This window comes from Streptomyces sp. WZ.A104, from assembly GCF_002382885.1.
In the GTDB taxonomy this organism is placed as follows: domain Bacteria; phylum Actinomycetota; class Actinomycetes; order Streptomycetales; family Streptomycetaceae; genus Streptomyces.
Map to the genome: position 1 here is coordinate 27460 of NZ_NWVL01000055.1, position 13329 is coordinate 40788.

General features: G+C 70.5%; 13 protein-coding genes. 11 read left to right on the forward strand and 2 right to left on the reverse strand.

Going from position 1 to position 13329, the window contains the following annotated elements:
• The first annotated feature begins 1 nt into the window (after position 1).
• The 9 genes from CIB93_RS25965 (at position 2) to CIB93_RS26000 (ending at position 9562) form a co-directional block, all read left to right on the forward strand.
• A complete protein-coding gene (locus CIB93_RS25965) occupies positions 2-928 on the forward strand; it encodes an ABC transporter permease (RefSeq protein WP_096630276.1) in 927 nt (308 codons plus the stop codon).
• Complete coding sequence (locus CIB93_RS25970) at positions 925-1911, forward strand: ABC transporter permease (RefSeq protein ID WP_096630278.1); 987 nt, start codon at positions 925-927, stop codon at positions 1909-1911. Before CIB93_RS25965 ends, CIB93_RS25970 begins: the two co-directional genes overlap by 4 nt.
• Positions 1911-2915 (forward strand): ABC transporter ATP-binding protein, encoded by a 1005-nt coding sequence (locus CIB93_RS25975; RefSeq protein ID WP_096630279.1) that lies wholly within the window; start codon positions 1911-1913, stop codon positions 2913-2915. The genes CIB93_RS25970 and CIB93_RS25975 overlap by 1 nt, the downstream gene beginning before the upstream one ends.
• On the forward strand, positions 2912-3892 hold the full coding sequence (locus CIB93_RS25980) for an ABC transporter ATP-binding protein (protein WP_096630280.1): 981 nt from the start codon (positions 2912-2914) through the stop codon (positions 3890-3892). The genes CIB93_RS25975 and CIB93_RS25980 overlap by 4 nt, the downstream gene beginning before the upstream one ends.
• A gap of 421 nt (positions 3893-4313) precedes the next feature.
• Entirely contained in the window at positions 4314-5354 is a 1041-nt protein-coding gene (locus CIB93_RS25985) for an NlpC/P60 family protein (protein ID WP_096630282.1), read from the forward strand.
• Between the two features lie 899 nt (positions 5355-6253).
• Positions 6254-6652, forward strand: coding sequence for a hypothetical protein (locus tag CIB93_RS37515; RefSeq protein ID WP_143660085.1), 399 nt, complete (start codon positions 6254-6256; stop codon positions 6650-6652).
• A gap of 82 nt (positions 6653-6734) precedes the next feature.
• On the forward strand, positions 6735-7880 hold the full coding sequence (locus tag CIB93_RS25990) for a PLP-dependent cysteine synthase family protein (protein WP_096630283.1): 1146 nt from the start codon (positions 6735-6737) through the stop codon (positions 7878-7880).
• Entirely contained in the window at positions 7880-9175 is a 1296-nt protein-coding gene (locus tag CIB93_RS25995) for an MFS transporter (RefSeq protein WP_096630285.1), read from the forward strand. Before CIB93_RS25990 ends, CIB93_RS25995 begins: the two co-directional genes overlap by 1 nt.
• A gap of 78 nt (positions 9176-9253) precedes the next feature.
• The gene (locus tag CIB93_RS26000; RefSeq protein ID WP_096630287.1) at positions 9254-9562 is read left to right on the forward strand and encodes a hypothetical protein; all 309 of its coding nucleotides are present in this window, start codon (positions 9254-9256) and stop codon (positions 9560-9562) included.
• Here the strand turns inward: CIB93_RS26000 and CIB93_RS26005 are convergent.
• Both CIB93_RS26005 and CIB93_RS26010 read right to left on the reverse strand, forming a co-directional pair.
• Complete coding sequence (locus tag CIB93_RS26005) at positions 9546-10514, reverse strand: alpha/beta hydrolase (protein WP_096630314.1); 969 nt, start codon at positions 10512-10514, stop codon at positions 9546-9548. The two genes, CIB93_RS26000 and CIB93_RS26005, sit on opposite strands and share 17 nt — an antisense overlap.
• A gap of 148 nt (positions 10515-10662) precedes the next feature.
• Positions 10663-11748, reverse strand: coding sequence for an aminotransferase class V-fold PLP-dependent enzyme (locus tag CIB93_RS26010; RefSeq protein ID WP_373558806.1), 1086 nt, complete (start codon positions 11746-11748; stop codon positions 10663-10665).
• Positions 11749-11998: 250 nt separating this feature from the next.
• On the opposite strand from CIB93_RS26010, the gene CIB93_RS26015 reads away from it, so the two are divergent.
• Both CIB93_RS26015 and CIB93_RS26020 read left to right on the forward strand, forming a co-directional pair.
• Positions 11999-12367 carry a BlaI/MecI/CopY family transcriptional regulator gene (locus tag CIB93_RS26015; protein ID WP_096630288.1) on the forward strand — a complete coding sequence of 123 codons (369 nt, stop codon included), beginning with the start codon at positions 11999-12001 and terminating at the stop codon, positions 12365-12367.
• Positions 12364-13272, forward strand: coding sequence for a M56 family metallopeptidase (locus CIB93_RS26020; protein WP_096630290.1), 909 nt, complete (start codon positions 12364-12366; stop codon positions 13270-13272). The genes CIB93_RS26015 and CIB93_RS26020 overlap by 4 nt, the downstream gene beginning before the upstream one ends.
• Positions 13273-13329 lie beyond the last annotated feature (57 nt).

The window sequence follows — 13329 nt, forward strand, 5'->3', positions numbered from 1 at the left end:
CATGCCCACCATCTCCCCGCCCCAGCGCGCGGGCAGCGGCCCCTGGCAGCTCGCCCGCGCGGAACTGCGCCGCCGCCCCGCCGTGCAGATCTCCCTCGCCGTGATCACCCTCTTCGTGGTCATGGCCGTGGCCGCCCCGCTGCTCAGTGCGCTGGGCGGCTGGGGCCCCCACGAGTTCGACAAGACGGCCGTCGACCCCTACCTCGGCGGCCTCCCGATCGGCCCGCTCGGCGGGGTCAGCTCCGAGCACTGGCTCGGCGTCGAACCCGTCACCGGCCGCGACCTGTTCGCCCGGGTCGTGCACGGCGCCCAGGTGTCCCTGCTCATCGCCTTCGCCGCCACCGCGATCGTCGTGGTCGCCGGCGTGGCGGCCGGGATCGCGTCCGGCTACTTCGGCGGCCGCACCGACACCGTGCTCTCCCGCCTGATGGACCTGACGATGTCCTTCCCGTCCCTCATCTTCATGATCGCCATGATGTCGGTGGCCCGGGACGTCAACCGGATCGTGCTCATGACCCTGGTCATCGGCCTGTTCGGCTGGCCCGGCATCGCCCGCGTCGTCCGTGGCCAGACCCTGTCGCTCAAGCACCGCGAGTACGTCGACGCGGCCCGCGTCGGCGGATCGGGCGCCTGGCGCATCCTCACCCGGGACATCCTCCCGGGCGTCGCCGGGCCGGTCATCGCCTACACGACCCTGATCATCCCGGGGATGATCAGCACCGAGGCCGCCCTCAGCTACCTCGGCGTCGGCGTCCGTCCCCCCACGCCGTCGTGGGGACAGATGATCGCCGAGAGCGTCGCCTACTACGACACGGACCCCATGTACTTCATCGTCCCGAGCCTCTGCCTCTTCCTCACCGTGCTCGCCTTCACCCTGCTCGGAGACGCGCTGCGCGACATCCTCGACCCGAGGGGAAGCCGCAAGTGATCCTCTATCTCGGCCGTCGGCTGCTCGGCGTCGTCGGCGTCCTCGCCGCCATCGCCGCGGTCACCTTCACCATCTTCTACGTCCTGCCCTCCGACCCGGCCGCCGCGGCCTGCGGCAAGTCGTGCAGCGCGGAGCGCCTGGAGGCGATCCGGACCCACATGGGCCTGGACCGGCCGCTGTGGCGGCAGTTCGCCGACTTCGCCACCGGCATCTTCACCGGCCGCACCATGGGCAGCGGCCAGTACGCCCTGCACTGCGACTTCCCCTGCCTCGGCTACTCGTACGAGAACAGCCAGGGCGTGTGGGACCTCCTCGTCGACCGGCTCCCGGTCTCCGCCTCGCTCGCCCTCGGCGCCGCCGCGATCTGGCTGCTCCTCGGACTCTCCGCGGGCGTCGCGGCGGCGCTGCGCAAGGACACCCTGACCGACCGCGCCCTCATGGTCGGGGCGGTCGCCGCCGCCTCCCTGCCCGTCTACTTCACCTCGGTCGTGCTGATCTACGGCCTGATCCGGGTGGCCGGGCTGCTGCCCTATCCGCAGTACACGCCCTTCGGCTCCGACCCTCTCGGCTGGGCGTCGAACCTGCTGCTGCCCTGGCTGGCGCTGGCGATCCTGTACGCGGCCATGTACGCGCGGCAGAGCCGCAGTTCGATGATCGAGACGATGGCGGAGCCGTACATCCGCACCGCCCGCGCCAAGGGCCTGCCACGCCGCACCGTGGTCGTCAAGCACGGTCTGCGGGCCGGGATGACGCCGATCCTCACCATCTTCGGCATGGACCTCGGCGGCCTGCTCGCGGGCGCCGTCATCACCGAGTCCATCTTCGGACTGCCCGGCATCGGGCGGCTCTTCTACGGCGCGCTGTCCACCGGCGACCAGCCGGTCATCCTCGGCGTCACCCTGCTCGCCGCCACCTTCATCGTCGTCGCCAACCTGGCCGTCGACCTCCTGTACGCCGTCGTCGACCCGCGAGTGAGGTACTGATGACCGACACCCCACCGCTGCTCTCGGTGCGGGACCTCTCCGTCACCTTCCCGACTCCGCGCGGCCCCGTCCGGGCCGTGGACACCCTCTCCTTCGACGTCCGGCACGGCCGGACCCTCGGCATCGTCGGCGAGTCCGGCTCCGGCAAGTCCGTCACCTCGCTCGCCGTGCTCGGTCTGCACACCGGCGCCGAGGTCACCGGCTCCATCACCCTGGCGGGCCAGGAACTCGTCGGCCTGCCCGAGCGCGAGCTGAACCGGCTACGGGGCCGGAGGATGGCGATGATCTTCCAGGACCCGCTCTCCAGCCTGCACCCGTACTACACCGTCGGGGAGCAGATCGCCGAGCACCACCGGGTGCACTTCGGCAGCGGCCGCAAGGCCTCCCGGGAAAGGGCCGTCGAGGCACTCGCCGAGGTCGGCATCCCCGAGCCGCGGCTCCGGTCCCGCGAGTACCCGCACCAGTTCTCCGGCGGCATGCGCCAGCGCGTGATGATCGCGATGGCGCTCGCCTGCGAACCGGAACTCCTCATCGCCGACGAGCCGACCACGGCCCTCGACGTCACCGTCCAGGCCCAGATCCTGGAACTGATCGCCCAGATCCAGGAGGAGCGCGCTCTCGCCGTCGTGATGATCACGCACGATCTCGGGGTCATCGCCCGAGTGGCCCACGACGTCCTGGTGATGTACGGCGGCAGGGCCGCCGAACACGCCCCGGCGGACGCCCTGTTCGCCACACCGGCCCACCCGTACACCCGAGGACTGCTCGACTCCCTGCCGCGCCTCGACGACCGCGACGACGTCCCGCTGCGGGCGATCCCCGGCAGCCCGCCGTCCCTGCTCGCCCCCGCGCCCGGGTGCGCGTTCGCCCCTCGCTGTCCACGGGCCGCGGAGGCCCCCGACGACGAGCGCTCCCGCTGCCGTACCGAGCGCCCCGCGCTCGGCGGACCTGCCGGGCACCCGGTCGCCTGCCACTTCCCCGCATACGAAGGCGTCGCCCCATGAAGCCCACGAATGCCGAACCCCTCCTCTCCGTACGGGAGCTGACGACCACCTATCCCGGACGGCGACGCGCCGCCCCGATCCGGGCCGTCGACGGCGTCAGCTTCGACATCGCGGCCGGCGAGACGCTGGGCCTGGTGGGCGAGTCGGGCTGCGGCAAGTCCACCACCGGGCGCACGATCGTCCGCCTCCTGGAGCCGTCCGCAGGTTCCGTCCGCTACGACGGCCGTGACATCGGGCATCTGTCGCAGCGCGAGCTGAAGCCGCTCCGGAAGGACCTCCAGATGGTCTTCCAGGACCCGCACTCCTCCCTCAACCCGCGGCAGACGGTAGCCAGGATCATCTCCGATCCGCTGCTGGTGCAGGGCAGTTCGGCGGCCGACGCGCGCAGGCGAGCGGCCGGGCTGATGGAACTGGTCGGCCTCATCCCCGAACACATCGACCGCTACCCGCACGAGTTCTCCGGCGGCCAGGCCCAGCGCATCGGTATCGCCCGCGCCCTGGCCACCGGCCCCCGGCTCGTCGTCGCCGACGAACCGGTCTCCGCCCTCGACGTCTCCGTCCAGGCCCAGATCGTCAACCTGATGGAGCGCCTCCAGCGCGAACTCGGCCTCGCCTACCTCTTCATCGCCCACGACCTCTCCGTCGTGAAGCGGGTCTGCGACCGGGTCGCCGTGATGTACCTGGGCCGGATCGTCGAGATCGGGGACAAGGAACGGGTGTACGCGGCCCCCGCGCACCCCTACACACGGGCCCTGCTCTCCGCCGTGCCCCTGCCCGACCCGGTCGCCGAGCGGACCCGGGAGCGCATCACCCTGCTCGGCGACCCGCCGAGCCCGGCCGCTCCACCGCCCGGCTGCACCTTCCACCCGCGCTGCCCGAAGGCGCAGGCGGTCTGCCGTACCGAGGCCCCGCTGCTGCGGATCGACGCCCCGGGCGGGACCCGCCGGGTCGCCTGCCACTTCCCGGAGAGCCTCTGACGGCGGAGGGCAACGGCGCCGAGTTGGCGCAGTGAGGCTCGCGGCAGGGCAGCAGCCACCTCCCCGGCCTGCCGTAGCGCCCGTTCGTCCAGCGGCACCTCGCCGAATCGCACATCGCGCTCCGCAGCGGCAAGGTCACACGACCGCGTGAGCCGACCAGTCACGAGCGGTCCCTACGTCGTGCACAGGAACCGGATCATCGTGAGTCGCTCACGACAGGGGCTTTCGCACCGACCCGCGGGCCGTTCATGGCGCCTCTCACACCGCGTTGCACGAACCCTCATTGAGACTAAGTCTCTAAGCAGATTAGTATTCGCGGGGTCTTCGCACAGTCGGCCGCCCGCCCGGGGCGGCGACGGAGACGCCGCCGTGCCCGCCGCACGCCGAGGCCGTCGGCGGTCGAGGAAGAAGGAGCTCCACAGTGGCCTCCCACCGCCGCCCGAAGCAGTCCAGTCCGCGCTGCACCGGCGTCATCACCGCCACCGCCGCGGCGGCCGTGGCCCTGTCCACCCAGGCCGCTTCGGCCGACCCCCTGCCCGACCCGAACAAGAAGGGCGTCAAGGCGCAGGTGGACCGTCTGTACGAGCAGGCGACGCAGGCGACCGAGAAGTACAACGGGGCCAAGGAGAAGTCCGACGCGCTCAAGAAGGAAGTGCAGTCCCTCCAGGACTCAACGGCGCGCAAACAGGGCGAGCTGAACGAGCTCCGCGACAGGATCGGCGCAGTGGCCGCAGGCCAGTACCGTTCCGGCGGTCTCGACCCGACCCTCCAGCTGCTCCTCTCCGAGGATCCCGGCACCTACCTGGAGAAGGCATCCGCCCTGGACCGGGCCGGCGACCGGCAGACTGCCGCGCTGCAGCAGTTCCTCGCCCAGCAGCGGACCCTCCGACAGCAGCGTGCGGAGGCGTCCGAGAAGCTGCGCGACCTCGACTCCACAGAGAAGGAACTCGGCAAGCGGAAGACGGAGATCCAGGGCAAACTGCGCGAGGCCCAGCGCCTCCTCAACACCCTCTCGACGAGGGAGCGGGCCCGGATCGCGCAGAAGGAGGACCGGGCGGACCCGGCGAGCGCCCGGGTCGAGCTCGGCAACGCGGCCAGCGCCTCCGAGCGCGCCGCCGCGGCCTTCGCCGCCGCCAAGAGCAGGGTCGGCATGCCGTACGTCTGGGGCGCGAGCGGCCCGGCGTCGTTCGACTGCTCGGGGCTCACGTCCTGGGCATACCGCCAGGTCGGCGTGACGATACCCCGGACTGCCCAGGCACAGGCCGGCGCCGGGACGCGCATCAACTCCCTGAGCGCCCTGAAGCCCGGTGACCTGGTCATCATGCGCAGCGACCTCAGCCACGTCGGCTTCTACGCCGGCAACGGGCAGATCCTCCACTCGCCCAAGCCCGGCGCACAGGTGCGCTACGAGTCCATCGCCCGCAGCGGCATGCCCTTCATGTGGGGCGTACACATCGGCTGACGCGCACAGCGGAGGGGGCGCCAGGGCGCGGGCGCGAGAGATATGGAACCGCCGGACGACCCCGGCCGGGAGGTCCTTCGGCATCTCGCTGACCGCGAGCAGGAAGACGTACACCAGTCCGACGTCGAGGGCGGACAACACCCCTGCCGCGACGGTCGCATTTCCGCTACCCAGACGGTGAGCGAGCTTTGTTGAGTCGTAAATTTATTCCTTAGTTGCTTAGTAAGAAACTGTCCGATTCCTCCAAATCGGACAATCGAGCGAGCGGCCACACGACTTATTCACGCCATGTTTCTGGTGGAATTCCGAACCGCCCCGAAGAGATGGTTAAGATAACGGCGTGATTACAGCCCGGTCGCGCTCACGTGCGTCGCAATCCCGCCCTTCGGCGAGGCTGCGACGGCTGCTCGGCCTGGCCGCGCTCCTGTTCGGGCTCCTGGCCGGGCATGGAGTGCACATGGGCATGGACGGGGCCGCGGTTACCGCGTCGCTCTCCCTGACCAGCGTCTCCCACAGCATCAAGGAAAGCTCCGGCGATCTCGACCCGGCGCACCCGGCACACGAATGCTCGCCGGGACCGTCGGAGGGAACACCGGCGCCCACTACGCCGTGTGCCGCGCGACAGCCCGATGCGCCTTGCTCTTCCGAGCCCTGCGTCCAGGCCCGTGTCCGCGTGGTCGAGGCCAACGCAACACCGTCCGCCGCCCCGAGAGGCTCGACGGTTCTTCAGGTGTAGAACGCCCTGCCGTCGTTCACTTCCGCCCCACACACCCGCGTGCTTGTGTGCCCGGCGGCGAGACGAGCGGCGCGTTCTGCCCCCCCATGACCCATATCTCTCACGGGTACCGCTCCCTCCTGTCGCCAGGAGCCGAGACGGTGCGGCCCCGCCCGGAGGAACTGTGTCTCGCCATCCCAACAACCATTTGATCGCCGCTGTGATCGGCGCCCTGATGCTGTCGGTCTTCCTCTGCCTCACACCTGGGGGCGAAGCCGGGCACACCACGGTGGAAAGAGCGACCGTCACGACGACCGCGCTCGGTCTCCATGCCGACCGCGCCGAAGCCCGGTCACCACGGCACGGCCACCACGGCCACGGCGCCAACTGTTCTTCGGCGGGTGTCGTCCCGGAGACCCTCGCCGCGACGCGGCACGTGCCCGACGCCATCGCGCTTGCCTCATCCCTCGGCGACACCCCGACCGCGTCGGCCACCGAGCTACGTGCTCCGCCCTGTGCCCCAGCGTCCGTAGCGGGATCAGGTCGCTCGACGCAGATCCGCGTCTGCCGGTGGCGCATCTAGACCGTTCGGCCCCCGGCCGCGTGCGACGCGGCCGCCCTCCCGAACGAGTACTCGACGCGCACCACCGAAATGAGAGCGGAACATGAACTCCTCGACCGCAGACGTCACGCCCCCCACCCGCTCCGCCCTTTCCGGGCTGGTGGGCAACACCCCGCTCCTCCACATCTCGGAGCCGCTCGCCCCCACGGGCCGCGGCTTCTGGGCCAAGCTGGAGGGCTTCAACCCCGGCGGCATCAAGGACCGCCCCGGCCTGCACATGGCCGAACGAGCCCGCGCCCGTGGCGATCTGCGCCCAGGCGCCCGGATCATCGAGTCCACCAGCGGGACCCTCGGGCTCGGCCTCGCCCTCGCCGGCATGGTGTACGGCCACCCCGTCACCCTGGTCACCGACCCGGGCCTGGAGTTGTCCATGAGCCGACTGCTGACCGCGTACGGCGCCCAGGTCAACGTGGTCGCCGAACCGCACCCGACCGGCGGCTGGCAGCAGGCCCGCCGCGACCGCGTGACCCAGCTCCTCGCACAGCACCCCGGGTCCTGGTGCCCGGACCAGTACAACAACCCGGACAACACCACCGCGTACACACCGCTCGCCCTCGAACTCGCCACCGAACTCGGCCACATCGATGTCCTGGTGTGCAGCGTCGGCACCGGCGGGCACTCCGCCGGCGTCTCCCGTGTCCTGCGCCAGCTCTATCCGAACCTGACCCTGGTCGGAGTGGACACCATCGGCTCGACGATCTTCGGCCAGCCGGCGCGCACACGGCTCATGCGCGGGCTCGGATCGAGCATCTACCCCCGAAACGTGGCGTACGAGCAGTTCAGCGAGGTGCACTGGGTGGCGCCGAGCGAGGCGGTGTGGTCCTGCCGTCAGCTCGCCACCTCCCACTACGCCACCGGCGGCTGGAGCGTCGGCGCGGTCGCCCTGGTCGCAGGCTGGCTCGCCCGCTCGCTGCCCAAGGAGGCACGGATCGCCGCGATCTTCCCCGACGGCCCGCAGCGCTACCTCGGCACCGTGTACGACGACGATTACTGCGCCGCCCACGGTCTGCTCGACGGGCCCCCCGCGATCGAGCCCGACGTCGTCGGCCGCCTCGACGAGAAGGAGGTCACCCGCTGGACCCGCTGCGCCACCGTGGTCGACCCCCTCACGCTCACCGACACGGACGCAGACGCAGACGCAGGCCTGAACGACGAGGACCTCGCAGACTCCACGCAGGAGCAGGTCTGATGAAGGGCACGATCACCCAAGTCCGTTCGTACGACCGCAGCGTGCAGCTGCTGATGGTGAACCAGTTCACCATCAACCTCGGCTTCTACATGCTGATGCCCTATCTGGCAGCGCATCTCGCCGGGCCTCTGGGCCTCGCCGGCTGGCTTGTCGGGCTGATCCTCGGCATGCGGAACTTCAGTCAGCAGGGCATGTTCCTGGTCGGCGGCACTCTCGCGGACCGGCTCGGCTACAAGCCGATGATCATCGCCGGCCTCGTCCTGCGGACCGTCGGCTTCGCGACCCTCGGCCTGGTGGACTCCGTACCCGCGCTGATCGCCGCCTCCGCGGCGACGGGCCTGGCCGGCGCCCTGTTCAATCCCGCCACCCGCGCCTATCTCGCCGCCGACGCCGGTGAGCGCCGGGTCGAGGCGTTCGCCCTGTTCAACGTCTTCTACCAGGCGGGCATCCTGCTCGGCCCGCTGGTGGGCATGGTGCTGACCGGCGTGGACTTCCGCGTCACCTGCCTCGTCGCGGCCGGAGTCTTCGCCGTCCTGAGCGTCGTCCAGATCCGCGCTCTCCCGGCCCGCCGGGCCAAGGAAACCAAGGAGAAGGAGGGGCAGAGCGTGCTCGCCGAGTGGCGTGGCATCCTCACCAACCGCCCGTTCCTGCTCTTCTCCGTGGCCATGATCGGCTCGTACGTCATGTCCTTCCAGGTCTACCTGGCCCTTCCGCTGGAGGTCCGACGCCTCGGCGGAGAAGGCCAGTTCAGCACGGCGGCCGTCGCCGTCCTGTTCGCGGTCTCCGGGCTCAGCACCATCCTCTTCCAGACGAAGGTGACCGCCTGGTGCAAAGCCCGCGTGGAGCCGGGCCGCGCCCTCACCTGGGGACTGCTCACCATGGGCGCGGCGTTCGTACCTCTCCTCGCCGCCACTGCGGTTCCCGTACCCAGCGGAGGCATCGGGCTGTGGTTGCTGGCCGCCGTACCACCGACTCTCGCGGCGCTGCTCCTGGCCGTGGGCACGATGATCGCGTACCCCTTCGAGATGGACACCATCGTCCGGCTCTCCGGGAACCGCCTCGTCGCCACGCACTACGGGCTCTACAACACCATCTGCGGAGTCGGCATCACCCTGGGCAACCTCCTGACCGGAGCCGCGCTCGACGCCGCCCGCAAGGCCGGCCTCTCCGCCCTGCCCTGGCTGGCGCTGACCGCGCTCGGCCTGGCGTGCGCCGCCGCCCTGTACGGCCTGCACCGCACCGGCCGCCTCACCGAAACACCGGCCGAGACCCGGCCGCAGCCCGTGACCGCCTGACCTGACGCCGGAGACAGGGGGCGGGCGCCCACGACGTGCCCTCCCCCGTGCCGCCATGCCCACATCCGGGAGTGAACCTTGACGGCCGTCCCGTCGCGGAAGGCGCGTACCACCGTACGGCTCCATCCGTTCCGCGCCGTCCGCTACGACCCGGCGCGGGCCGGCCAGCTGTCCGCCGCCTTCAGCGCCCCGTACGACGACATGAGCCCCGCCCACGCCCGTGCTGGCTTTGTTCGCGAGATCCGGCAGCGGATGTCCATCAGTTTCGACAGCACCCGACTGGTGCGCTGTTCGATTGTGTGGTGGGGCGTCCTGGTGAGCCTCGGCCGCTGCGCGGCAGTGGCCGAGGTCTGGTGCTGCGGTTCTCGGGTCAGGCCAGGGTCTTGATCCAGTCGGTGATGACGTCGACGTACTGCTGTGCCATCGGCTCGTGCATGGTGTGCGGCGCGTCGAGCGGGGTGAAGGTGACCGGCTGGCCGGTGGATTCGAGCAGGCGGCGGGCCTGGGCGGCCTGGATGTCGGTCATCGCGCCCATGAGCTGCCCGGTGTCGGGGTCGGTCATGTGGAAGTGGTGGGTGAGTAGCACCGGGGTCTTCACCTGGGCGAGCATCGTGGCGTGATCGACTCCGGCGTTGGCGGTGTCGGTGGCCCACGCCTGGCCCCATTCGGGGTCGTACTCCTTCAGGTGCTGCACCGGGGTCGGGGACGCGCCGGCCTCGGGGTCGCCGTCGCCCATCATGAAGCCGATGCCCGGGTGCAGGAAGGCGGGCAGCTCCTCGGGGGCGGCCCTGACCATGCCGGTCCAGTCCCCGATCGACCACTGCGGGCCCAGCCACTTGGCCCACAGCGCGAAGATCGGCCCGAGCGTCTGCATCATCCCGGGCCCGTACGGCGGGGCGCCCTGGGAGGCGAACAGCGGCGGGTCCTCCAGGATCGCGCCGCGGACCAGGCCGGGCTTGCCGTAGGCGGCCACATAGGCGGTGATGATCCCGCCGGAGGAGTTCCCGCCCACGATCGCGGGACGCTGGATGACCAGGTCGATGAACCTCTCGACGTCGGCACCCCAGGTGCCCAGGTTGTAGCGGCCCGGGGTCCAGGTGGTGCGTCCCTGGCCGCGCAGGTCGATCGCGAACACCTGGAACTGCGAGCTGAGCAGCCCGATCGCTTCCTCATAGCCCCACCAGGACTCGCCCTGGGCGGGGATCAGCAGCAGCGCGGGGGCGCTGGGGTCGCCCTCGGCGACGTAGTTCATGCGGATCTCACCCAGGTCCACCAGCTGCTCGGTGAAACGGTGCGGGACGAAGGTGTCGGCGCGGTCGGCCGCCTCGGAAATGCCCACGGTCATACTCCTTGCACGCGCGGCAGGTAGCCCAGGGTCATGAGTGGCTACCAGCTGTGATTCTTGCTGCGAGCCGCCCGGTCAGCGACCCAGACCGACCGTAGGACGGATTGAGGACGGTCACTGTCCTCAATCCCAGCCAAGCCGGTCACTCGCGCTGCGGGAAGCAGCACCTGGCTGTTCGAATCTGCGAGTCCGAAGCGCGCTGTCGAAACTGGTGAACATCCGCTGCCGGATCTCGCGAACAAAGCCACAGTCCTTGTTTCACCCGGGTCGACAGCTGTGTGACGCGGGCGGCGACGCGTGCTCGGCCCAGCTGCTCGTGCAACGCCACCGCCACGGGCAGGGCGAAGGCGTGCTCGAACGCCAGGAACCCTCCGGGTGACAGGGCCGCTGTTCCGCCGCTCCCGATGAAGCTCACGAACGTGGGCCGCAGCTGGTCGAGGGTGTCCGGCGCCACCCAGATCAGCCCCGTCCCCCTGGGGCCGAACAGCCATTTGTGCGTTCCGGCGATCACCACGTCCGCGCCCAGGCCGGCGGCGTCCTCGTCCACTGCCGCCAGCCCGTGCACGCCGTCGACGACCAGCAGGCACCGGTCGGCAGGACTGCGCCCTTCATTGGCCCGGCGCACCACGTCGGCCACCGCCCGCACCGGCATCCGAAGCCCCGTGCTGGACTGCACCCAGGTGATCCCGACGACTCTGGTGTTCGGCCGGATCGCCTCGCCGACCGACGCTGCGATGCCTTGCGCCGTCGCGGTGGCCGAATCGGCGAACCAGGAGGCCAGCCGCACCGTGTTGCCGTGCTTTTCGGCGGCCAGTCGGGCGGCGGTGCGATGGGAGTTGTGGTCGAGCTCCGTCAGCAGAAACTCTTGCCCCGGACGGGTCACGACGCCGTTGTAGACGACACCCAGCCCGATACTCGTGCTCGCCGTCATCGCGATCTCCTCGGCCCGGCCTCCCAGACAGGCGGCGAGCGCCTGGCGTACCCGGGGCCATCCAGTCGGACCGTCGGGCAGCGCCAGCCCCGCGGGCACCACCAGAGGATTGGCGTCGACCTGAGCACTCAGATGATCCACTGCTTCCCGCACCGCCCTCGGATGCGAGGCCAGGTAGAACAGCGCGAGGTTCGCCCATCCCGGCTCCAGACGGAACTGCGCCCGCAAGGCGTCCCAGTCAACCCGCCCATCGGGCGTAGTGACCGGCCGCTCCCGCAGTACTCGCCAGCAGATCACGGCGACTCGTCATCGACATCCAGCACCCCTTCGCACCGCGACCGGCGAAGCGGTGGCGGAGTAGCTGTCGGTGCCCTTCTGGTAGCGAGGTTACGCAAAGTGCCCGCGAGTGCCCACAGCTCCATCACTCAGACGGCCTGAACTGGGCCTCGGCCCCGTGACAACAGCCGCTCCATCCGTGCGGGACCGTCCCCTGAGCTGCCCGTCTACTATGAATTCGAACGCGGGATCAGCGGAGAGGACACGGGCCATGCGCCGGCTGGGGGAGCTCGAAGCGGAGATCATGGACCGCTTCTGGAGATGGAACCGCCCCGCCACCGTGCGTGAGGTCGTCAACGACATCAACCTCCATCGCGATGTCGCCTACACGACCGTGACGACGGTAACCAGCATCCTCTTCAACAAGGGCCATCTGACACGCGCCAGAGACGGCCGGGTCTGGCGGTACAAGGCCGTCGCGACCCGTGAGGCGTACTCGGCCGCGCTCATGGAGGACGGCCTGGAAGCCAGTGAGGACCGGCCCGCGGCCCTCGTCCAGTTCGTGGAGAACCTCGACGCCGACGAGATCACAGCGCTCCGCAAGGCCCTTCGAGACGTCGGACGACGGGCGAAGGAGTGAACGCGGCCCCTGCTCTCCTGGGGTACGCGGCCGTCGTGGGCGTCGCTGCCCCACGTCTGTTGGTGCGCAGCGCATGGCCACACCGGGCACCGGCGCTCGCGGCAGCCGTGTGGTTCGCCCTCATGCTGTCGTTCACCCTCGCGACCGCGCTCGCCGCGGCCCAGTTGGCCATGCCCACCGAGCACCTGCACGCGGGACTCGTAGGGCTACTGCATGCCTGCGGACTGGATGCGGGAACTCCGGACCCGAACCCGACGACAGCCGACCGGCTGGCCTTGGCGACGCCCCTCGCGGTTGTCACCGCCTTCGGCGGCGCTTTCCTCTTCCACGTCGCCCGGGCCGGAATCGTGCGCGCCCGGCACCGCGACCGGCTCGACAAGGTGGGGGTACGCTCCGACCGCCTGCACGCCACGGTCCTGCCACACGGCACCCCCGCCGCGTACTGCCTCCCGGGTCTCCGTTCCCGCATCGTCGTGAGCGAGGCTGCCGTGCGGCTACTCACGGAGGATCAGCTCGACGCCGTCCTGGAGCACGAGCGGGCGCACATCGCCGGCCGCCATCACCTGCTGATCGCCGCTGCTCAGGCCTTCGCCACCGTCTTTCCCTGGGTGCCGCTCGCCCGCCGGGGACGCGATGAGATGGCTGTGCTGCTTGAGATGATCGCGGACGACCGCGCCCTGCGAAGCCATTCCCACGTGGTTCTGGCGACCGCGATGTACGAAATGGCCGCCGGCCGGGCTCCGAAGGCCGCGTACGGCGCGGGCGGCTCGACGGTCCTCCTCCGCATCGAGCGCATCCTCGGCCCGCGTCGGGCCCCTCACCCGGCTCTCTGCGGCTCGGTGGCCTCCGTGACCCTGGCCATCCCGCTCCTGCCGCTGCTGGTGGCCTGCCCGCCCGGCGTCTGACGGAACGGGCCGGCGCCCCGGTCCAGCCGCGTCACCCGGGCTGGCCATGATCGCGCC